This window comes from Roseimarinus sediminis (assembly GCF_050433125.1).
GTDB classification, from domain to species: Bacteria; Bacteroidota; Bacteroidia; order Bacteroidales; family Prolixibacteraceae; genus Roseimarinus; species Roseimarinus sediminis.
Genome location: NZ_JBNPXV010000001.1, coordinates 571,244 through 594,834, shown reverse-complemented (window position 1 = coordinate 594,834; position 23,591 = coordinate 571,244). Strand labels below are relative to the sequence as shown.

Below are 23,591 nucleotides of genomic sequence, written 5' to 3'. Positions count from 1 at the left end.
TAATGAACACAATTTGAAAAAGAGCGCAGCCATGTAAAAGGCAGCGCTCTTTTTGCTTACCCAACGGGTACGAAAAAGCTCCGTAATTTTTGCTTACGGAGCTTTATATTTAGTGGACATCCAAAATAAAAATTAATGAACTTTACGGCTGGTCAGCAAGCCCAAAAACAGAAATTTTTATTCGGGTAAACCATAGGTATCAACCACAAAATCGATGTCTTTATCACCACGACCACTCAGGTTGATCAGAATGGATTCACGCTGGGCATTGGGTGCATGTTTTTTGGCAAAGGCCACGGCATGGGCGCTTTCGAGTGCAGGAATGATTCCCTCGAGACGGCTCAGTTCGTAAAATGCTTCAATGGTTTCCTGGTCGTTGGCATCAACGTAGTTAACACGGCCCTTTTGTTCAAACAAACAGTGCTCCGGTCCTACTCCGGGATAATCCAGTCCGCTGGCTACCGAATAAACCGGTGAAGGCTCTCCGTTTTCATCCTGCAATACTTTGCATTTGAAACCATGAATCATACCCGGTGAACCAAATTTCATGGTACAGGCATGTTCGCCCAAATCGTATGAACGGCCTGCAGGCTCAACACCCCAAAGCTTCACTTCTTCATCGTCGAGGAAGGCCGAGAACATTCCGGCAGCATTGCTTCCACCCCCCACACAAGCCATTACGTTATCGGGCAGTTCACCGGTCATTTCGAGAAATTGTTCACGGGCCTCAATGCCCACAACGCGCTGAAAGTCACGAACCATCATAGGAAAGGGATGCGGCCCCACCACTGAACCTATACAGTATATCGAGTTGATGGGATCTTTCAAATAAGCCTCAAAAGCTGAATCGACAGCCTCCTTGAGGGTTTTGAGGCCATGAGATACCGGCACCACTTCGGCACCCAGGATTCTCATGCGCACCACGTTGGGATGCTCTTTTTTCATGTCTACTTCGCCCATGTGTATTTCGCACTCAAGGCCAAAGTAGGCGGCGGCTGTAGCCAGTGCTACGCCGTGTTGCCCGGCCCCTGTTTCGGCTATGAGTTTTTTCTTGCCCAGGTATTTTGCGAGCAAAGCTTCGCCCATGCAATGATTAAGCTTATGAGCTCCCGAGTGGTTGAGATCCTCGCGTTTGAGGTAAATGCGGCTGCCTAATTTCTCGGAAAGGCGCTTGCAGAAATAAACCGGGGTAGGTCGTCCCTGATAGTGTTTACGGATGCTGCGCAATTCAGAAATAAACTCGTGCGATTTGCTGATGGTAAAATAAGCATCGGTTATTTTATCCATTTCTTCCTGCAGATGAGGCGGAATAAAACTTCCACCGAACTCTCCAAAAAAACCGTCTTTGTCGGGCGTTGTTTTGAAATAATTTTTCATTCTTATGTTGTTTAAGATTTAGTAATGAACTTACATGTACTGAATAATTCCCGAATGGGCTTTCGTTGCCTTTGAACACTTTATGTTTCACATCGGGTGCAGACCAGTGAGCAGGTAAAACTGTAATGGTAAAAATAAACTATTATTTTAATTATGAAAACCGGAAAGAAAGCCGGCAAGCAAGTAAATTGAGATAAATGCACCTGCAAACGGCATGCTGTGGCAGGGATAGGAGCGGCATCCTTTGCGGAGTTTTTACGGAGCAAAGATACAGCGGATAGCCCGATGCCACGGGCAAGCTTCGAAGTATGAAAATGGCTACACTGCGACTATCAAAAAATGCTTCTTCGGGCATCGGTATTTGTGGCCCGTGGCAGCCACCCTGCCTATTACTTTTTCGAACAATCGAAACAATAAGTTGGTAATTCCCTGCTTTTTGTATATCCATTCGTATATTCATTATAAATAGCGAACGCAGGCGTTAAATTAGGTCTCATTAATGCCTGGGCATAACACGAGGCAATTTTTTATTTGTAGGTTTACCCTGTTATTTTTAAGAATAAAATTCATGAAAGGATTACAAATTGGGGGGCTTAACATTCCGGTCCCTATTATACAAGGAGGAATGGGAGTAGGTATTTCGTTGTCGAAGCTGGCTGCAGCAGTTGCCAACGAAGGAGGAGTAGGTGTTATTTCGTGCGCCGGACTGGGATTGATTTATAAGGACCGCGCCAAAGACTACCTGCAGGCCAATATTGAAGGACTAAAAGAAGAGATAAAAAAAGCTCGTGAAGCGACCAGGGGGATCATTGGTGTGAACATTATGGCTGCGCTTACCAACTTTGAAGACATGGTGCGTACCACCATTGCCGAAAAAGCCGACATTATATTTGCAGGCGCAGGATTACCATTGAATCTGCCATCGTTTTTGAAACCCGACAGTGTTACCAAACTGGTACCCATTGTTTCGTCGGGCAAGGCGGCGCGACTGATTTGCTCCAAATGGAAGCAAAGCTACGACTACCTGCCCGATGCTTTTGTGGTTGAAGGTCCCAAAGCCGGTGGTCACCTGGGCTTTAAGCGCGAACAGATCGAGGATCAACATTTTTCGCTCGAGCAAATTGTTCCCGATGTGGTAAGCGCCGTGAAGGTTTTCGAGGAACAATACAACAAGAAAATTCCGGTAATAGCGGCCGGAGGTATTTACGACGGTGCCGACATGTATGCCATCATGCAGCTGGGGGCAAGCGGAGTTCAGCTGGGTAGTCGCTTTGTTACCACCGTAGAATGCGATGCTTCCGACCAGTTTAAGCAGCAGTACATCGATGCCACCGAAGATCAGATGGAGATCATCCAGAGCCCTGTAGGCATGCCCGGAAGAGCTTTCAGAAATGCCTTTATCGACAAGGTAAAGCAAGGACTCAAAATGCCAAAAACCTGTCCTTTTCACTGCATCAAAACCTGCGACATCAGCAAAAGTCCGTACTGTATTGTTACAGCGCTGTACAATGCAGCCAAGGGCAATATGAAAAACGGCTATGCCTTTGCAGGCACCAATGCTTTCAGAGCCACCCGTATTTCGACGGTAAAGGAAGTATTTACCGATCTGGCCGATGGTTTCAAAGCCAAAGCTGCCGAGGCACTGCAAAAATTGAATCCATAAGGATTAAGAATACTCAATGAGGCTGTTCTAAAAGGATCATAGCGACTTTCAGAACAGCCTTATTTTGCGCTTCAATTAAGCTTATGCTAAAAATTTGGAAGAAGCCTTTGCTACCGACCTGTTTTTTCCAAAAAATTTTACCTTTGCGATTCATTAATAATTAGCTGGTTATCAATTTTTACGCTGAACAGCCACCAATAACACAAGTTACTCAAACAGTGTTGTTTAATTCAGGGCATCGGCATTAAAAAAAATACATTAAAATGAAACGTCAGGAAATCAAACAGATTTTACAATCGGAAGCAACAGGCAGCACCGTTAAAGTGAGTGGATGGGTACGTACCAAGCGTGAAAGCAAAAACGTCAATTTCATTAATCTGAATGACGGAACGGTACTGAGTAATTTGCAGATTGTAGCTGATGTGAATCAGTTTGAAGATTTATTGAAAAGGATTAATACCGGTGCAGCCCTTACCGTAACGGGAGAGCTGGTAGAATCGAACGGCCAGCAAAAAGTTGAACTCATCGCCAGTGAAATTGAAGTGGTTGGCGAGGCCGATCCTGACAAATACCCGCTGCAACCCAAGCGTCACAGTCTTGAATTTTTACGCGACATCGCCCACCTGCGCTATCGTACCAATACTTTTAGTGCCATTGCCCGTGTGCGCCACTCCATGATTTTTGCAGTCCACAAATTCTTCACCGAGCGTGGATTTTTCAACATCCATACGCCCATTATTACGGCAAGCGATGCCGAAGGTGCAGGTGAAATGTTCCAGGTTTCGACCCTCGACATGGAGCATCCTCCACGCGATGAGGACGGGAACATCGATTACAGTGAAGATTTCTTTGGAAAAAAAACCAACCTGACCGTTTCGGGGCAGCTCGAAGGAGAACTGGCTGCGCTGGCACTTTCGAAGATTTATACTTTTGGACCTACTTTCAGAGCCGAAAATTCGAATACTTCGCGCCATCTTGCCGAGTTCTGGATGATTGAGCCCGAGATGGCTTTTTACGATCTGAACGACAACATGGACCTGGCTGAGGAATTTCTCAAATACCTGATTCGCTATGCCCTCGACAACTGCATGGAAGACTTGCAGTTTTTAAGTCAGCGCCAGCAACAGGAAGAGAAAAACAAGCCACAGGACCAGCGATCGATGGAGCTAATCGAAAAACTGAAGTTTGTTGCTGAAAATGATTTTGTACGCCTCACCTACACCGAGGCCATTAACATTCTCGAAAACTCGAAACCCGCCAAAAAGGGTCAGTTCCAATATCCGCTTAAAGGATTTGGTACCGATCTGCAAAGCGAACACGAGCGTTTTCTGGTTGAGAAGCACTTTAAAAAACCAGTTATTCTGATCGATTATCCTGCCAACATCAAGGCCTTTTATATGAAGGTAAATGAAGACGGAAAAACCGTTGCAGCCATGGATGTATTATTCCCGCAGATAGGGGAGATCATCGGTGGTTCACAAAGGGAAGAACGTTTCGATGTGCTGGTTGAGAAGATGAAAGCCATGGATATTCCGCTTGCAGAAATGGACTGGTACCTCGACACCCGTCGTTACGGCTCGGTTCCACACAGTGGTTTTGGACTGGGTTTTGAACGACTCATCACCTTTGTTACCGGAATGAGCAACATCCGCGATGTGATCCCTTTCCCAAGAACACCCAAAAATTGTGAATTTTAGCCTTTGGGCAGAAAAATATTGTACCAATCTTTCCAAAATCCGGCATATCAACAATCGATATTCCGGATTTTTTTATTTAATCGGAAAGCAGCGACAGATAAATAATAGAAACACCTACACAAAGTCGGTATTTTACCAGCGCTTTTAGCGCATCCTACTTCAGACTTCGCTTTTTTTTATAAATTTATGCCTGATTAAAGAGCAATCGTAAATGGCAGGACAAAAACTCACCATACAACAAAGGCTGCTGCAGAAACTATCGCCACAGCAGATTCAAATGATTAAGCTGTTGGAGCTTCCTGCAATCCAGCTTGAACAGCGCATCAAAAAAGAGCTGGAAGAAAACCCTGTACTCGAAGTCGACGACAATCATCGTGAGGGCGATGTACAGGAAGAAAGAAGCAGTGACAACGAAAAAGACGACAACGAGAAAGACATATCGATTGAAGAATACATCAGCGACGAACCCGGTTATAAGTACAAAACCAATAATTATTCAAAAGACGATAAAAAAGAAGATATTCCCTTCAGCATTGGATCGACCTTTCATGAGTACCTGAGCGAGCAGCTCAACCTGATTGATCTGGATGAACGACAGAAAACACTGGCCGAATACATTATCGGCAACATCGACGAAGACGGCTATCTGCGTCGTGAGGTGGAAGCCATGGTCGACGATCTGGCCTTTTCGATGAACATTGAAGTGAACGATCGGGAAATGCACCAGCTGCTCGAAATAGTACAGGATTTAGACCCTCCGGGCATAGGAGCCCGCGATTTGCGCGAATGCCTTCTGCTTCAGCTTAAGCGAAAGGAATTCCAGACAGAGGTTGTTGAAAATGCCACCCGTTTGATTGACGAGCTTTTTGATGAATTTTCGAAAAAGCACTATGATAAAATCATGCAGCGCCTTGGCATCGATGAAGAAGAACTGCGCGATGCCATTGAAGAAATCGTACACCTGAATCCCAAACCGGGAGGATCGTACAGCAATACGATAAACAGGGCTAACCCGGCCATCATTCCCGATTTCACCCTTGAGATTGTTGAAGGTGAAATGCAAATATATCTTACCCGCGGAAGTGTGCCCGACCTGAGGGTAAGCGGCCATTATGCCAACATGCTCAGGGCTTACAACGAAAACCGTAAAAACCAGTCGAAGGATCAGAAAGATGCCATCACCTTTGTTAAGCAGAAACTCGACAGTGCCAAATGGTTTATCGATGCCATACGCCAGCGCCATCAAACCCTGCTGCTTACCATGAATGCCATACTCGATTATCAGCGCGACTACTTCATCGAAGGAGATGAAACCAAGCTGAAGCCCATGATTCTGAAAGACATTGCTGAACAAACCGGACTTGACATTTCAACCATCTCGAGGGTATCGAACAGCAAGTACATACAGACCCACTTTGGCATTTATCCCCTTAAGTTTTTCTTTAGCGAAGGCATGCAGGATGAATCAGGTGAAGAAGTTTCAACAAGAAAAATAAAGAGCATTCTGCAGGATGTAATCGACAGTGAAGACAAACGTAAGCCCATTACAGACGAAAGACTGGCCGCTATTTTAAAGGAAAAAGGCTTTCCCATTGCCCGTCGAACGGTAGCCAAATACCGAGAACAACTTAACATCCAGGTGGCACGACTGAGAAAAGAGTTGTAACGTTGGTCAACCAGTTGTTACCATTCAGCCCTTAAAAACGGTATTTCGTTGGTTTTTACTATCCAATGCCGCTGAACAGCTTTCATCAACGCCAAACTATCTTTAACTTAGTTGCTGAATAAAATCCAGGTGCGTTGTCTTATAATTACAGCGGTTCATGCATTTTTTACATTGATTAATCATTAACCGGAGCCAACACTACACTGGAGAACAACGCACTTAAATAGAACATGAGCCATGAATAAAATGATTTACGCACTGGGCATTGCAATTGCCACCACCCTCAGCACCCATCATCAAAGTGAAAAAAACGAAAAGCCGGCCGGGAAACCATTAACAATAGAACAGCCCCAACAAGAAAACACCAATGAAATACCTGACAGTCTTCATCTTATCATTCCGGCAAAGTAATAAAGCTTTTCCGTTAAATTTTTAAAGCTTTATACTTCCTGTAGTAACTATTTTTGATATTTTTAGAACGAATGGAAAACAAAGCTTTAAAATACACCGCACAATTCTTTTCAGGGATTTTCAATCCTTTTCTTACACCCCTTATCGGATTTATTATCATCCTGTATAAGCTTCCCGGAGTTGAATTGTATCCGACACGTCTGATACAGGTTCTGCTGGGAATCGTATTTTTTGCAAGCTGCCTGCTGCCAATGCTTTTTATCCTGCTGATGTCGCATACCTCAAATATCAGTCGCAACCTTGACACACGCAACGACCGCATGTTGCCTTATTTGTTTACTGCTTTTAGTTTGTTTTTGGGAGCACAACTAATCAGTAAGCTTCCGGTACCACATGTTTTCCGAACCTTTCTGTTGGCAGCTTCCCTCATCATTGTAGCGCTGCTTCTGATTACAACGCGCTGGAAAATTTCGGGACATGCCGCAGGCATGGGAGCTCTGTTGGGAGCTTTGCTGTCGATGACCTTTAAATACGGACTTGTACTTACATCCTACATTGTGTTGATCATTTTCGTTGCAGGAGCAGTGGGCACATCAAGAATCTACCTCAAAAAACACAATCCGGCCCAGGTATATGCAGGTTTTTTACTCGGCCTGGCTGCCATGTATCTGTTTATTTACTTTTTTTGAAAACAATGCGGGCCTGATTAAACAGGTCTCCCTTTTTTTGTAGGTGAGCCAAGGCTTTTTCGGCCTCACTGTATTTTGGATAAGAGCTTACTGCCAGTTTAAACCAACCATCATCATCGGTCATAATTACTCCCGGTTGATAGCCCTGTGCTTCAAGTTCCTTTTTTTGAGCAAGGGCGAAGTCTTCAACGGTATAGCTTGAAACCACTATAAAGTAGCGGTCATTTTCATCGAATGCCTTAATTACTGGTTTTTGGGGTTCTTCTACCACTTCCTGTATTGCTTCAACAACCGTATCAATTTGTTCTGCAACACTGTCTTTAACCGGCTGATCATAGTACTCGTATTCATCGGCAGTTTTGCGCTTGCAGCTCAATACCGCCACTACCATCATTGCTATTAAAAAGTATTTTGTCATCATAGTGTTGAATTTTTTGGGGGTTTGTACCCTGGTAAAACTTATTCTGTTTTGTATCTGCTTGTTTCTAACAAATTTAATAAGATAATTCATACGAAGCTATATAAACATCGGTCAATATTTATTTTACCGATAAGTAAAAGGTGTTGAAACACCAGTGATGATCTGCAATTTGAGTCTTATTTTATAGAACAGCAAAAAAAATGCGGACAGAAGCAATTCCATCCGCACCGTAATATATCACTGCTTACAGCCTATTCAACAAACTTATAGCCAATGCCCTTTAATGTTTTGATGTGGGTCTCACCAATTTTTTCGCGCAGTTTACGGATGTGCACGTCGATGGTACGATCGCCCACGATGACCTGTTCGCCCCAAACCGAGGTGTAAATCTCTTCGCGGGTAAATACCTTTCCTGGTTTTGATGCCAACAGCGACAGCAATTCAAATTCCTTGCGTGGCAGCACCATTTCTTCACCTTCAACGGTTATCATGTAGCGTTCACGGTCGATCACAAGATTCCCGATGTTGATGGTATTGTCGTTTTCAACACTTGCAGCAGGTTCTTCAACCAGCTGTGAACGTTTGAGCAGCGCTTTCACACGGCTCATCAACACCTTGGGTCGGATGGGCTTGGTGATGTAATCGTCGGCACCTGCTTCAAAGCCGGCTATTTGCGAATAATCTTCACCCCTGGCAGTAAGGAATGCAATCACGGTGCTTTTCAGTTTGGGTATTTTTCGCAGTTCTTCGCAAGTCACAATGCCATCCATTTCGGGCATCATCACATCAAGAATAATCAGATCAATTTCCTTTTTCTCTGCAATTTTGATGGCATCCTTGCCATTTTGGGCGGTGTACACCTTATATCCTTCTTTTTCGAGATTGTAGCTGATGAATTCAAGGATGTCAATTTCATCGTCTACCAGAAGAATTTTTTTCTCGTCACTCATAATTTCTTGCTTACTTTATAATTGGCTGTTAAATTAGAACAGCGAAATGGTCAAAGTGTTAATCGATCATTAAACTTAATGAAAAAAAAAATTAAATCTTCGCCTTGTCGAGGGTAAAATTAAAAGTGGTGCCCAAATCGACCTCACTTTTAACATTGATCGTCTGATCGTGGGCCTCAATAATATGTTTTACGATGGCCAGTCCGAGGCCGGTGCCGCCCTGCTCGCGTGAACGGTGCTTGTCGACGCGGTAAAAGCGTTCAAAAATCCTGGGCAGGTGCTCTTTTTCGATGCCAATGCCATTGTCTTTCACCTCAACCATTACCTGTTCGTTCATATCGTAAAACGAAACATCGACAGTTCCGCCTTTTTTTCCGTACTTGATACCATTTACTACCAGATTGCTCACCACCTCGATGATGCGCTTTTTATCGGCATTCACCATCACCGGCTTGTCGCTTTTGCTCAGGAGCTTCAGTTTTATCTTTCTTTCTTTGGCAATCATGTGTTCTATTTCAAAAACATCTTCAACCAGCTTCACGAGGTTGAAGTTTTCAAAGTCGAGTGTCAGCTCGCCCGATTCAAGCTTGTTAATCGATTCGAGGTCTTCAACAATTGAGATCATCCGGTCGATGCTTTTCACCGTTCGCTTCAGGTACAGTTCGTTGATCTTAGGATCGTCGATTCCGCCTTCTATCAATGTAAGAATATAGCCTTGAATGTTGAAAATCGGTGTTTTTAGTTCATGAGAAACATTCCCGACAAACTCTTTCCGGTAACGCTCCAGCTCTTTTAAGCGTTTGATTTCGTCCTGTTTATGAGTGGCCCACTTTCGAACCTCGGCATTTACATCAAAATTCATGGGATATTTTCGGCTCAGTTCTCTGGCTTTTTTTACTTCGTTGACAGGCACTTCGCTAATGATTTTGTATATTGGCTCAAGACGTTGTTCGATAACTTTGCTGAAAAAGTAAGTGGCCAGAACAAAAACAATGGCAAATAAAACGACAAAAAGAATCACATGATGCCAAAGATCGTGTAGAAGAAATTCAGAAAAAAGATAAACAATGCCAGTCACAATCAAGGCAATTGAAAGTGCCAGACGAAATGCAATGATTTGTGGTTTTAAGCGCTTCATTTACAAAATTATTAATCGATTCACGCGGCGAAGATATCACTTCTAAACGAAAAAGTGATGTTACCTGCTTCAGGCAATACAAGGTTCCTTGTTGGGATGATATAAAAATAAGCATTGAATTAACATTCACCTAAAACATAAGAAGGCATACAAAAACGACAAAGACTGTAAAAACAGCTTAAAAATCATGATAACACGCTGTAGAAATGACATTTCTCACTTTTAAAAAGTAGCCATTTACTTTACTTTTACTTAACGTTTTATTAAAAAAGTAGCAATGCGTTTGGTAGATAATGCTCGTATTTTGGCGGCCGTTAATTGTGAGGGAATAATCAAGATATTAACATAACTAAAAAACAATGAGTGAGATTTATTTAATTCTGGTAGTCGTATTGTTTGCTTTGGCAATTTCCGACCTGATTGTCGGGGTAAGCAACGATGCGGTAAACTTCCTTAACTCGGCCATTGGCTCAAAAGCAGCTCCCAAGTGGGTAATATTTGGAGTAGCCAGCCTCGGCGTTGTAGCCGGAGCCACTTTCTCGAGCGGGATGATGGAAGTAGCCCGTAAAGGAATTTTCAATCCCGACATGTTTGTCTTTTCCGAGATCATGATCATCTTTCTGGCGGTTATGATCACCGATGTTATTTTGCTTGATGCCTTTAATACACTGGGCATGCCAACATCGACCACCGTATCGATCGTATTTGAATTACTCGGATCGGCCGTTGCGGTTTCGCTTGTCAAAATGAACCAACTGGGCGAGTCGGCCTCCATGCTGGGCGAATACATCAATTCGGATAAGGCTTTGGCCATTATTACCGGCATACTTATTTCGGTGGTTATTGCCTTTACGGTGGGTGCATTAATACAATGGCTCACCCGTTTGCTGTTCTCGTTTCGCTACAAAAAGCGCTTCCAGTATTTCGGAGCCCTTTACGGTGGTTTATCCATTGCGATCATTACCTATTTCATGATTATCAAAGGTGCAAAAGGAGCATCCTTCCTGACCGATGATGTTGTTTCCTTCTTAAAGAACAACATGTTATACATTTTTCTTGTGAGTTTTGTGGGATGGACCATCATACTACAAATCCTGAACTGGTTATTTAAAATTGACATTCTCAAGGTAATTGTATTGGTGGGAACCTTTGCACTTGCCATGGCTTTTGCCGGCAACGACCTGGTAAACTTTATCGGAGTGCCGCTTGCAGGTTTTGAATCGTTCAAAGCCTGGGCCGCCTCGGGGGCTGATGCTGAAGCCTTTAACATGGCCATGCTGGCAGGCAAAGTGAAAACACCAACCTACATGTTATTGATTGCAGGATTGATAATGGTAATTACTTTAATTACCTCCCGCAAGGCCCGAAGCGTTGTGAAAACATCCATCGATTTGTCGCGTCAGAGTGAAGGGAGCGAACGTTTTGGCTCATCAGCCATATCGCGCGCAGTGGTAAGAGGAAGTGTACGCTTCACCGAAATGACCAACAAATACTTACCCGCGTCATTTAACAAGGCCATCAGCAAGCAATTCAAACCGGCTCCGGTCGATGAATCAATTCCTGCACACGAACGGCCGGCTTTCGACAAAATACGTGCAGCATCCAATTTGATGGTTGCCAGTATTCTCATTTCAATTGGTACTTCATTAAAACTGCCCCTTTCGACAACCTATGTAACCTTTATGGTGGCCATGGGTACTTCGCTGGCTGACCAGGCCTGGGGACGCGAATCGGCAGTGTACCGTATCTCCGGGGTGTTTGCCGTAATTGGCGGATGGTTTCTGACTGCACTGATTGCCTTTTCGATTGCCTTTGCCGTTGCCCGCTTAATGATGTGGGGAGGTAATTACACAATTTTTGCCATGATTGCCATTGCACTTTTTGTAATTATCCGCACACAGATTTCCTTCCGCAAGAAATCGAAAGAAGAAGTTGATGAGGATGAAGATGTTGTTGAAATCAATCTGAATACCGCAAAAGTATTGGAGAAATGTAATAAGAATACAGTAAAGGCCATCATCGCCACCTCAAAAGCTTACTTCCTCTGTTTCGAAGGATTCTTCGAAAACGACCGTCAGCAATTGAAGAGTGCCATAAAAGAAACCGAGTCGTTTAACAACAAAGCCAAGAAACTCAAGGACAGTGTATATAAAAATGTACAAAAACTCCAGCAGGACTCAGTAGATACCGGACACTTCTACGTTCAGGTGGTTGACTACCTGCGCGAAATGGCCCACTCGCTGAATTTCATTGTTGGTCCGGTTTATACGCACTTTGAAAACAAGCACAAGGCATTTACCGAAGAACAGGTTGCAGATCTCAACGAATTTGGTGTTGAGCTGAATGAATTTTTCAATCATGCCCTGCACATCCTAAAAGAAGAGCAGTTTGAGAAACTCGAAGAGCTGATAGAAAAACGTGCTGCGCTGTTCAGCAAGCTGAAGGATCTTGAAAAAGCCCAGATCAAACGCATCAAGGCCAAAGAAGTTTCAACACGCAACTCGATGCTTTACTTCAAGATAGTTGCCGAAACCAAGAACCTGTTGCTTCACCTGATTAACGTAGTGAAAGCCCAGCGTGATTTCATACTTGAAACCACCGAACAGGCCGAAAACGACGAATAATCATCTGTATTACATGATATAAAAACGAGGCCATCCCAAAAGGACGGCCTCGTTTTTTTATGTTAACGAACCGCTTCAATGTAATAAATTGAATTTTTCAAATTCGTTAATTTCACGGTTCATTCCCTGAGAACACAGCCACTTTAATACCGGCCTGTCATTCAACTTCCTTCCCCATTCTTCTGGCCACCACGCTGATGTAGGAGAGCTGAAAAACATGGTAGATCATAATGGGCACCAAAAAAAGGCTCCCGGCTGCACTGGCCCCGAAAAGAACACTGGCCATTACCGATCCGTGAACCAACGATTTTTTAGAGCCACAAAACAGCACGGTAATGCGGTCCTCACGATTAAAGCCCATCCAAAACGAAAGCCTGTTGGTGAAACCGAATACCAGAAAGAACAGGATCACTACCGCTGCCGATACCAGCAGGAGCGTCCAAAGCGGAAGGGAGCTAAAAATACCCGAAGTAAACGAATTGCTGAAACTGCTGTACACAATGGCCAGAATGACGCTTTTGTCAAACAGACTTAAATACCGCTTATTCCTAAGTGCCCAGCCACCCCAGAAACGGTGCAGAAGCAGCCCGGCAATCACCGGAATCAGTATTTGAATCACCAGATCGATCACCGTTTGCATAAAGTCGAAACTTCCATTGGCCGTACTGGCAAACAAACCAACCCACAAAGGAGTCAGCACGATGCCGATCATTCCCGAAATACTGGCATTGAAAATGGCACCGCCAATGTTTCCTTTGGCAATCGACACCATCACCACCGACGAGGAAACCGTACTGGGCAAGGCAGCCAGAAAAAATACGGCCATCCACAGTGAAAAGTACTCCGAGTTTTTGAAAAAGGGATAAAACAGAATGACCACCAGGGGAAACAACAAAAAGGTGACCGACTGAATGGTGAGGTGTAGTTTCCAGTTGCCCAGGTCGTTCTTTAGATTTTCAGGACTTAAACGCAGACCATAAAAGAAAAAGAGCAGCATGATTCCAAATCGGATGATTGTTTTCAGTTCAAGCCGGCTGCCCTCTCCTCCAATGCCTGGTACCAGCCAGGCCAGCAAAATCATAAGCAGAATACCGGAAATAAAACCATCGGGGAGGAAACGACGTAAAGTGTTTTTAAATTGCTTCATGCTAGTAAGATGAAATAGAAAAATGAAAGGCGAATTTACAATTTAATTCAGGAAAGCGCACAAAAAAGTCCCGTTCCAATTGGTAGAACAGGACTTTCGATCACTCTAAAACCTAACAACTATTGGACTGCTATCTTCAATGCTTTTCCTATGTACTTCACCTGTTGATCAATTTTTTCGGAAGGCGCGATGCCGCTTCCTTTTCCACAGTCAACCACTACAATTTGCAGCTTTCTTTCAATCAGCATTCCCGGGAATTCACCTTTGCGCTCATCGATAGAAAGGGTACGTTCCTTGTCGTTCCAGTGAAAATCGATGGTACTGTAAATTCCCTTTTCATAATTGTAGTTGTCGTTTTCATCCTCGTACAGGCTGAAATGACCGTCGGCTCCGGGATATATGCGCACCTCAAGCGGATCGGCCGGCTTTTCGGTGGCGTATTGCACCACTGGTCCCATGGGAAGAATGGTTCCGGCTTTTACCAGCAGGGGAATCCGGTCGATGGGTGCATCGAAAGCCAGCTCCTGCCCGCCCTCATACTGCTTGCCTGTCCAGAAATCGTACCACAAGGTCGATTGAGGCAGGTACACCTTTCGGCTTTTCTCTGTCTCGAGGGGCTCTTGTTCCTGCGCCAGCATCGAAGGAGTTTTCCAGTACAGCTGCATGCGGGCCGCACCGGTTTGCTTATTTTCAACTTCCGCCACAAAATCGCAGGCCTTTCCGGCTTCCAATTCAACAAAGGCTGTATATTTTTCATTTCCATCGTGAGCAATGGGCACTTCTTTTCCGTCGATGTAAATCCGGTTACTATCGAAGCTTTTCAGGTGGAACTGGTATTTTCCGCTTTCGGGCGGAAGCAGTTGTCCCTCCCAGCGGATGGCATACATCGAATCGGTAACATAAGCGGGCCGGCCGCCATACCAGTTCAGATCGATGTTGGGATCGATGCTTTCGCGGCTGAGCTGCCGGTATTCATTGTCGGTATAATAACGGGCTGCAAGGCCTTTTTTGCCATTGGCCGTTTTAAAATACGCTGGTGCAACTACGGTGGAAGTTGCGGGCGGACGATGGTACATGTAGCTGGTGACCGGACAAACCATGATCCCCGGTCCGAATAGGAATTGATCGTCGATGTTATAGGTTTTCTCATCATTGCTGAAATCCATTGGCAAACCACGCATGAGCGTGTAGTCGTCGCTGGTCACTTTCCATGCCTGTGAATAAATGTAGGGCAGCAGGCGGTAACGCAGCTGATCGAATTGAATCAGCACCGGCAGGTAGTCGCCCATTTCCCACATCTCGCGCGGGGTATCCGAACCATGTGACCTGAAAATGGGGGTAAAAGCACCCAGCTGAAACATGCGGGTGTACAGTTCGTGATAGGCCGGATCGTCGCCGCCCTTGTAGAAAACCCCTCCGTACGAGCCCAGTAAAAAGGCACCAATGTCGAAAGTCCAGTAGGGTATTCCGGCCATGGAGTGGTTCAGTCCTGCCGAGATCTGCTTTCTGTAAATCTCCCAGCTGGCCCCAATGTCGCCACTCCAGGTGGTGGCTGCATTGCGCTGCTGTCCGGCAAAGCATGAGCGGGTGAGGATGTAGGCACGCCGCTCACTGGTGGTTTCGCGCCAGTAACGGTAAATATCGTCGGTCATAACCAGCGAAAAAGTATTCAGGTAGCGGGCAAAGGAGCCCAGGTAGTTACTTCCCATTTTTTTCAGCTCGTAGGCCGTGGCTTCTTTCGACAGCGCATTGATCACATCGGGTTCGGTTGAGTCAATCCACCAGCCGTCAAGCCCCTTGGTGTAAATGCCATCGTGCAGGTACTTCCAGTACAAATCGTTGGCCCCGGGATGATAAACATCGTAGTATTTAAAACCTGCCCAACCGACAGGATCATATAAATAACCCTTACGGCCCATGTCTTTATATATTTCGGTATTGGAACCCAGTGCCGGCCAAATTGAAATAATGGCATGGTAATTCATGGCATGGAGCTCCTCCATCATCTTTTCGGGTTCGGGGAAAAGCGTTTTGTCGAAAAACATTCCACTCCAATTCTCTGCGCCGTTCCAGTAATCCCAGTCCTGAATCATGTTGTCGATGGGAATGTTTAATTCACGGTACTTCCGGGCCACTGCCAGCAATTCCTCCTGTGTGTCGTAGTGTTCCTTGCTTTGCCAGTATCCAAAGGCGTATTTCCCATACATGGGCGCTGTTCCGGTAAGATAGCGATAGCCGGCAATCAGCTGATCGATGTTATCGCCGTGCACAAAATAATAATCGATGTTGTCGCCCATTTCCGACCAGAACGAAGCCTCTTCTTTTTCATCGTTGAAAATGGTCATTGAGTAATTGTCCCAAAGCAGACCATAGTTGGCGGTTGATACCAGAAAGGGATTTACTGCCTCGGTATTGCTTTGTACCAAGGTTACTTTTTTGCCCCGGTAATTAAAAGCACCATCCTGATGCTGTCCCAGGCCATAAAGGCCTTCGTTGGCCGAAAGTTCAAAATTTTGCTGTACGCTAAAACCCGAATCCCCTTCAAAAACAACAGCTTGAAACTGCGGTTTTCCTTTTTCTTTTAAAAGTTGCTGCTTTTCCTTATCGATGTACTGAATGTTTCCGCTTTGCTTATCGATCAGCAGGGTCAGTGCCTCCGACGAAAGGGTGTAATTCCGCTCGTTCTCCTTAAGCGTTAATTGCAACACCGGGATCGATTGCTGAATCACGGCCAGGCTCTTCTTTTCAGAAGTTCCTTTCTGATCCCACTTGGTGATTCTTACAATTTTATTGGTATAAAACTGCACCCTTATGCTCAACTGTCCTTTGTTCAGCTCAACACCATTTTGAATTTCTACCATGCTGACTTCAGGAGCAGAACACCCCTGCCAGGCAAACACGACACTCAAAATCAGTAAAACAATCAGCTTTCTCATCATCGATTTCTTTTATCTATTAAAACAATTCCGGGCACAGTTTACCCGGAATTGCAATTTCAATACATGAACTTATTCTCCAATTACCATGTGGAAAGCGGTTATTTCAACAGGCAATTCAGGATCGCTTTCATCATATTTGCTGTAAAATCCCAAATACAAACCTTTTTCTGCAATGTTACCAAGATTGGCTTCATTGTGCGAGCCCATCATCCAGGGTCCATTTCCTTCCTTATTGTTGGTAAAAATCCACGAGAAGGTAAAGGGTGCTTCCGAAAAAGTGAGCGTTGAATTTTCGGTATCAATATCCACAACGATTCCATTTTTTGCGGTACCGTTATCTACTGCATCGGCTTTCATTACATCACCCTCCATGTAGAAAGAAATGGATGAAGCCAGACAGGCATCGTATACTTCCTGATTCCAGAACCACGACTGACCTTCCAAATCTACATCGGGAAAAATACCTTCAGCAGTCCAACCGCCACTCCAGTCGGCAGCAAACCAGTCGGCAAAGTAGTTTACATCGGGCACCAGCTTTTTACCGGCAAGTGCACGCTTCCATGCTGACATGGGATCATCCTCAGCGCTGCCACCTGATGGCACGAGGTGATAAGCCATGTATTCATCCTTATCGGAGCTGCGGGCTCCCAGCCACATGCCAATTACAGCACCCATGGCATCTTTTTCAATTTTCAGAATACGCAGCTGGTTATTGGCATCAGCGGCAAACGAAGCCCAGCCAATCACTGCAAATGAAGGCACGTCGGTACTAAAGGAATAGATTCCCTTGCTGCTCAACGAATAGGTGCCCCCGGTTGATGTACCATCGGGCGTTACAAATACCACCGATGAGTCGGATGAATTCATGGTCATTGAGAAATCGCCATAAACAGCCGGATCGGGAGTTCCCAACCAATCGGGATAATCTTCGGGGGCGCTCCAGCCGTTCATCATGCTTCCATCGAGATTGGCCCAATCGAGCGGGTTTTCTTCTGAGAGCTTCCAAACCACCGTTGTATTTACTGTTTGCGACACAGCGTCTTTCCAACCTTCGGGCAGCGTTGGTTCGGGTTCTGCCACTTCGCCTGGAGTCCAGTTATCAGAATAGTCCTTGCTGATAAAGTTATAGACCAACAAACACGGGCCTTCGTCCGAATTGTCACGAAGTACACCCAGCTGCAGAGTATTTTCGGTCAGCGACATTACTTTTGCAAAACCCCAGTTGGTTGCCACGGCATCGTGACCAGGATTATGGGTAATACCTGCATCAGTCAAAGTCAGGGTTTTGTTTTCGGTATCAAGCAGGAAAGTTCCTTCCCCGCTGTTTTCAGGGAACATTGGATTATCAACCACAACGGTCGCATTTCCTTCCAATCCAAAAGTCATGGTACCATAATCACCGGCATCCATCAGCCACTGATTGCCTTTCCAGTCGGGACTCCAGTTCCACACGTCGCCTTCAACCGTTTTTCCTTCGGTTACAGTTTCCCATCCATCATCGGTTCCATAGAAAAAAAGCGGTCCGGCAAAAAACTTACTCACGCCTTCGGCATTCAAATCGAGCAGCCATGTTTTTTGTGCCCCGACACCACCAGTTAACAAGGCCCATAAAGGATCTTCAATAAAACCGGCATAAAAATCTTCGACTTCAAAAGTAACGGTGTCTCCGTAAACAATACCACCGCGGGTTTGAACGCCAAACTGTACTTCGTAGCTTCCTGCAAAAGGAATTTTCAGGGTCACCACCCGTTCCTGGCTCCGTCCCTGTGGATGGTTCCAAAGCGGCGTGTATTTTGCATCGATTAAACTTTTTAGGTAAATGATGTTGGGGTTTTCCCCATCGTGCTCAATGCTAAAGGCTGTTCCTTCAACCAACTGACTGGAGCTCACATCAATTTCGCCCAGTTCGAATTCCTCGGGTGTACACGAAAACATGAACAACACCGGGATGAACAGCAGTGATAAGTATTTGAATATATTCTTCATTGTTCTGTAATTTTTAGGTTATTCCCATCCTGGGTTTTGTTTCAACACACCATCCGACAAGGTAATCTGCGTATTCGGAATTTGCATAAATCCTTTGGTCACCAGTATGTTGTCCTTGCTTATGCTCACAAAATCAGCAGCATTTCCACTCAAAACGGCCACATTGCTCATGGCCAGTTCAGTGGCTGCATTTTCAAGGCCCTGACGCAGCAGGTCGTAATAACGCAATCCTTCAAAGGCAAATTCAAAACGGCGTTCCTCTAAGATGTTTGCCTGCGAAACCGGCTTTGGGTCCAATCCGGCACGCTGACGCACCTGGTCGAAATAAGTCTGTGCACTGGCACTTCCCAGTTCGGCGGCCATCAGCAGAACATCGGCATAACGCACGACAATGAAGTCCTGGTATTGAGAAACCTGGAAGTCACCATTGCCCAGACCATCAACAGCGGTAGTTCCGTCGGGAAGGCACATGGGAGTGTACTTTTTATTGGTGTAACCGGTGTATTCACGCTGATCCTTCATATCGAATTCAGCTTCGATGCCTTCCCCCGCAAGGTCAATGACCGAAGCCGTTTTACGGGCATCGTCGCTTTCAAAAGCGTCGACCAGCTCCGGAACCACCGTACAGGCGCCCCAACCTTTTCCATAAGGTGCGAAGTTGGTATTACGCATGCCCATCATCACCAGCCAGCGGTTGCCGTCGAGGTTGCCATTATAATCCTGGGTGAAATTGAATTTCTGGGTGAAAACGGCTTCGGAGTTGCCGCGACCTGCCCAGGTCGATTCGAGGGTATTGGTCTCAAAATTGGGAGTTGAAGAAGCAGCTTCCCACAGGTTTTTGTATTCAGGAATGAGTGCAAAACCACCATTGGCAATCACGTCCTCGAGGCCCTGAAGCACTTCGGCTTTGCTCACAACACCCGCCAAATCGGACTGCTGATAGTAACCGGTATAAAAAAGATAAACCCTTGCCAGGATGGCCTTGGCAGCCCACTGAGTAGCACGGCCATCGTTGTTGGCAGCCCAATCGGCCGACCAGGCAGGATAAGTGATATTCTCAGCGGCAAATTTCAGGTCTTCGGCAATTACCCTGTAAGTATCCGAAGCAGGCGACTGAGGTACATTGTCGGTGGTAGGCTCAAGTATAAGTGGCACTTCGTTGAATAGCCTAACAAGGTCGAAGTACAGCAGGGCACGCAAAAAGCGGGTTTCGCCCTCAATGCGGGCACGGGTTTCATCGTTACCTTCCCACTCAATCTGATTCATTTTCTGCAAAAGCGTGTTGCAACGGAAAATGCCGGCGTAGTAATCGCTCCAGGTTCCGTTAAACAGGTTGTTGTCGGATGGCGACTCACCAATGTCGAAACGGTCGAGTGCCTGATAGCCGCGGCCATCGGTATTTCCGGTGCCGCCAAAACAGTTGTCCGACAGCACTTCGGCAGTTACATAAAAAGCCTGGTTGCCGTTTGAGCTGGTGCGCTGATAGCCATCGTAACAGCCAATGAGCGCCATCTCGGCATCGTCGATTGTTTTGTAGAAGTTCTGATCGACAATCGAGGTTTGCGGTTCCACATCAAGGAAGCTTTCTGAGCAGGAGAAAAGCCCCAGGCTCATCGTTCCAAAAATCAGGATATATTGTTTTAATTTATTCATCTTCATTACATTTTAAAGCATTAAAATTTAACATTTACACCCAGCAGGAAAGTCCTCGGACGGGGATAGTACCCCAGGTCGATTCCCGACACCCAGCTACTTGTACCGTAACCAATTTCAGGATCCATGCCACTGTAGGTAGTAAAGGTAAAGGCATTCTGAACCGAAGCATACACCCTGAACTGACTCAGGTAATTCCACTTCACGAGCTGGCTGAAATCGTAACCAAGCGAGATGTTCTGGATGCGCAAATAGCTTCCATCGTGCAGGTACAGGTCGGAAAATTGCCAGTTTACATTGGTTTCGGTAACCCGTGGAATCCGGTCCGAAGTTCCTTCGCCGGTCCAACGCTGCAATATGGCCGAAGAATAATTGGCCTGCTTGTTGGCATGGTTGCGGTACGACTGAACAAGCTTGTTTCCGTAAACACCATTGGCATTCATCGAGAAATCAAAGCCCTTGTATTCGATGCCTACATTAAAGCCATAGGTAAAATCGGGAATACCCGAGCCCAGATCTACTTTGTCGTCGGTATTAATTTTTCCATCTTTTCCCTGATCGACATAACGCACGTCGCCGGGTTTCACGTTGGCCTGCAGAATGCCGTTTCCGGCTTCGCGCCAGGCAGCAATTTCGGCTTCGTTCTGGAAAATCCCATCGGTTTCGTAACCCCAGAAGTAACCAATTTCATGACCGTTCTCGGCACGGTAAAATTCTTCCGAGTTGTCGTACAACATGTTGGTTAAACCGTGAATGATTCCGTCTTCGGTGGGAATGTTGCCCACTTCGTTGCGGTTATAGGCACCGTTGATTCCCACATTGTAATTTAAGTCTCCAACTGAATTGTTCCAGCTCAACGCCAGTTCAACACCGGTATTTTTCACATCACCACCGTTGATGAAAGGTGCGCCAGCACCGGCTGTTGCCAGAATAGGAGCCTGAACCAGCCAGTCCTTGGTGGTTTTAATGTAGAAATCGCCATTTACTGCCAGACGACTGTCGAAGAAATAGGCATCAATACCCACGTTGGTCTGTTCAGAGGTTTCCCATTTTAGTGAGGTATTTGACAAACGACTGGGATATGCCCCCGGGGTATTTACGAGTGTGGTACCGAAAATATAATTGGCCGCCGGATCATCACCTGAGAAACTGGTTGAAGTATTGATGGGCGAGGCAAATTGGAAATCGTCGATGTTTTGATTACCCACCTGACCCCAGCTGAGACGTATTTTTAAAAATGTCAGCCATTCGGCTGCATCTTCCATGAAATTTTCATTGGTCAATACCCAACCAACTGAAGCCGAAGGGAAATAACCCCAGCGACTGCCGGCAGCGAACTTCGATGAACCATCGGCACGCAGCGTGGCATTCAGCATGTATTTCTCCTGATAGTTGTAGGCAAGACGTCCGAAAAATGACAAGCGACGTGTCTGATTTTCGGGTCCTCCGCCTACTCCTTTGGTTTCAATCACTCCTACCACTTCACCATTGTCATCCTTGTCGAGTTTGGCCTGACCAGTTGTATTGTCGATGTAGGCATGGGCAAAATCATCGAATTGGCTCAATAGGTTCCAGTTCGAAGCCGAAAGGCCGATTCCCTGATAGCGAATGGCTTCCATTCCACCCAGTACATCGAACTGATGTTCGTCGTTCAAATCAAAACTGTAGTTGGCCGTATTGGTCCAGGTAAGGGTGTGCCCCTTGCTCATACTTTGATTCACGGTGGTGTGAGAGTTGTTGTACGAATAAATTGAAAACTGATACAAGGGAGTATAGCTGCGATAATCGGAAGCATAGTAGTTGATTCCTGCCAGCGTTTTCAGGCTAAGTCCTTTTAAAGGCCTCAATTCGGCATAAAAGTCAGCCAGCATGTTTTGAGCATCGTTCATGTTATTGGTATTGGTCATCATGGAACCATAAGGGTTGCCATCGCCTTTGTACCAGTTTGAATTGGATGTGTCGTTATACGGGCTGTCGTAAATGTTGTTATCGCTGAACACCGGAGCAATGGGCGAAGTGGTAAAAGCCCCCCTGAGGGTGTTGTTGTACTGATTACCCACCGAAATACCGTTGTTCTTCTTGTAGTTGAAATTGAGGTGCTGTCCAAAGGTAAGCACACCATTGTAAAGTTGGTGTTCCGAATTAATACGAAAACCGTAACGTTCGTAATTTGAAACATCGGGCCCACCCACAATTCCTTCCTGGCCGAGGTAGTTCAGCGACATGGAATAAACCGATGATTCCGATCCTCCGCTAACACCCAGTGTGTAGTTCTGGCTTACCGCATTGTCGTAAAACATCTGCTTTACCCAATCGGTATCACCACCTGAAAATAATGAATCGGGAAACATGGCAGAACCGGAGTTGAGCGCCTGTTCGTTCATGATCACCTGATATTCCGATGCATTCAGCATGTCGGTAGTACGGGCAACGCTCTGAAGTCCGTAGTAAGCATCGAAACTTACACGGGCCTGACCGGCTTTTCCCTTGCGGGTTGTGACCAGCACCACGCCGTTGGCAGCCTGTGAACCATAAATTGCGGCCGAAGCAGCATCTTTCAGAATGTCGATCGACTCAATATCGCTTGCATTCAGGTTGGTAATATCGCCTTCAATCCCATCGATAATGTAAAGCGGGCCCGAATTACCAACGGTTCCCAAACCACGAATGGTCACTTTCATATCGGCTCCGGGTTGACCCGAAGTGGACGAAATGTTGATACCCGGTGCCTGGCCCTGCATGGCCTGCAGGGGGCTGGTTGTGCTCAGCTTCTGCACATAGTCGCCTTTCATCTGCGTAGTTGCGCCGGTATTCAGTTTCTTTTTCTGAACACCATAACCGATGACCACCACCTCGTCGAGGCCGGTCACTTCTTCTTCAAGTTCAATCAACATGTTTGAACTTTCAGCAGCCAGCTCGCGGGGAGCATAGCCAATAAACGAAACCAAAAGCAGGTCTCCGGCCGATGCCTCAATCGAAAAATTTCCATCGATGTCGGTAGTCGTACCTCGTGTGGTTCCTTTAATTACAACTGTAGCTCCAATGATGGGCGTCTGGTCGTCAGCTGTAACCACTTTTCCTGTTACTTCCATTTGCTGTGAGACAGCCAGTGCCGGCAGCGAAATAGAAGCAGACAACAAAAAGATCATCCCGAACACGATACCGGGAATGATTCTGAGTACACTCATTCGGAGTCTGGCTCCGATTTTTTGTTTAAACTTCATAGAATC

15 protein-coding genes are annotated in these 23,591 nt (G+C 45.7%); 6 read left to right on the top strand and 9 right to left on the bottom strand.

Annotated elements, in window-relative coordinates:
- Positions 1–177 precede the first annotated feature (177 nt).
- Complete coding sequence (trpB, locus tag FHS86_RS02315; RefSeq protein ID WP_429410711.1) at positions 178–1,377, bottom strand: tryptophan synthase subunit beta; 1,200 nt, start codon at positions 1,375–1,377, stop codon at positions 178–180.
- Positions 1,378–1,945: 568 nt separating this feature from the next.
- Between trpB and FHS86_RS02310 the strand changes: the two genes are divergently transcribed.
- The 5 genes from FHS86_RS02310 to FHS86_RS02290 all read left to right on the top strand — a co-directional run bounded on the left by FHS86_RS02310 (position 1,946) and on the right by FHS86_RS02290 (position 7,503).
- Positions 1,946–3,040, top strand: a complete 1,095-nt coding sequence (locus FHS86_RS02310) for an NAD(P)H-dependent flavin oxidoreductase (RefSeq protein WP_429410709.1) — start codon at positions 1,946–1,948, stop codon at positions 3,038–3,040.
- Positions 3,041–3,303: 263 nt separating this feature from the next.
- Complete coding sequence (gene asnS, locus FHS86_RS02305) at positions 3,304–4,737, top strand: asparagine--tRNA ligase (protein ID WP_429410707.1); 1,434 nt, start codon at positions 3,304–3,306, stop codon at positions 4,735–4,737.
- Between the two features lie 211 nt (positions 4,738–4,948).
- Entirely contained in the window at positions 4,949–6,403 is a 1,455-nt protein-coding gene (rpoN, locus tag FHS86_RS02300) for an RNA polymerase factor sigma-54 (protein ID WP_429410705.1), read from the top strand.
- 237 nt (positions 6,404–6,640) lie between these two features.
- On the top strand, positions 6,641–6,814 hold the full coding sequence (locus FHS86_RS02295; protein WP_429410703.1) for a hypothetical protein: 174 nt from the start codon (positions 6,641–6,643) through the stop codon (positions 6,812–6,814).
- Positions 6,815–6,885: 71 nt separating this feature from the next.
- Positions 6,886–7,503 carry a phosphatase PAP2 family protein gene (locus FHS86_RS02290; RefSeq protein WP_429410701.1) on the top strand — a complete coding sequence of 206 codons (618 nt, stop codon included), beginning with the start codon at positions 6,886–6,888 and terminating at the stop codon, positions 7,501–7,503.
- Here FHS86_RS02290 and FHS86_RS02285 read toward each other — a convergent pair.
- The 3 genes from FHS86_RS02285 to FHS86_RS02275 all read right to left on the bottom strand — a co-directional run bounded on the left by FHS86_RS02285 (position 7,487) and on the right by FHS86_RS02275 (position 10,012).
- A complete protein-coding gene (locus FHS86_RS02285; protein WP_429410699.1) occupies positions 7,487–7,924 on the bottom strand; it encodes an SPOR domain-containing protein in 438 nt (145 codons plus the stop codon). The two genes, FHS86_RS02290 and FHS86_RS02285, sit on opposite strands and share 17 nt — an antisense overlap.
- A 251-nt stretch (positions 7,925–8,175) precedes the next feature.
- Positions 8,176–8,874 (bottom strand): response regulator transcription factor, encoded by a 699-nt coding sequence (locus FHS86_RS02280; RefSeq protein ID WP_429410697.1) that lies wholly within the window; start codon positions 8,872–8,874, stop codon positions 8,176–8,178.
- Between the two features lie 91 nt (positions 8,875–8,965).
- Positions 8,966–10,012 (bottom strand): sensor histidine kinase, encoded by a 1,047-nt coding sequence (locus FHS86_RS02275; protein ID WP_429410694.1) that lies wholly within the window; start codon positions 10,010–10,012, stop codon positions 8,966–8,968.
- Between the two features lie 359 nt (positions 10,013–10,371).
- On the opposite strand from FHS86_RS02275, the gene FHS86_RS02270 reads away from it, so the two are divergent.
- Positions 10,372–12,636, top strand: coding sequence for an inorganic phosphate transporter (locus FHS86_RS02270; protein WP_429410692.1), 2,265 nt, complete (start codon positions 10,372–10,374; stop codon positions 12,634–12,636).
- Between the two features lie 157 nt (positions 12,637–12,793).
- Here the strand turns inward: FHS86_RS02270 and FHS86_RS02265 are convergent, their stop codons facing one another.
- The 5 genes from FHS86_RS02265 to FHS86_RS02245 all read right to left on the bottom strand — a co-directional run bounded on the left by FHS86_RS02265 (position 12,794) and on the right by FHS86_RS02245 (position 23,585).
- Entirely contained in the window at positions 12,794–13,783 is a 990-nt protein-coding gene (locus FHS86_RS02265; protein ID WP_429410690.1) for a bile acid:sodium symporter family protein, read from the bottom strand.
- 119 nt (positions 13,784–13,902) lie between these two features.
- The gene (locus FHS86_RS02260) at positions 13,903–16,719 is read right to left on the bottom strand and encodes a TIM-barrel domain-containing protein (protein WP_429410688.1); all 2,817 of its coding nucleotides are present in this window, start codon (positions 16,717–16,719) and stop codon (positions 13,903–13,905) included.
- A gap of 72 nt (positions 16,720–16,791) precedes the next feature.
- Positions 16,792–18,708, bottom strand: a complete 1,917-nt coding sequence (locus FHS86_RS02255) for a hypothetical protein (protein WP_429410686.1) — start codon at positions 18,706–18,708, stop codon at positions 16,792–16,794.
- A gap of 18 nt (positions 18,709–18,726) precedes the next feature.
- Positions 18,727–20,361, bottom strand: coding sequence for a RagB/SusD family nutrient uptake outer membrane protein (locus FHS86_RS02250; RefSeq protein WP_429410684.1), 1,635 nt, complete (start codon positions 20,359–20,361; stop codon positions 18,727–18,729).
- A 20-nt stretch (positions 20,362–20,381) separates the two neighbouring features.
- Positions 20,382–23,585 carry a SusC/RagA family TonB-linked outer membrane protein gene (locus FHS86_RS02245; protein ID WP_429410682.1) on the bottom strand — a complete coding sequence of 1,068 codons (3,204 nt, stop codon included), beginning with the start codon at positions 23,583–23,585 and terminating at the stop codon, positions 20,382–20,384.
- Positions 23,586–23,591 lie beyond the last annotated feature (6 nt).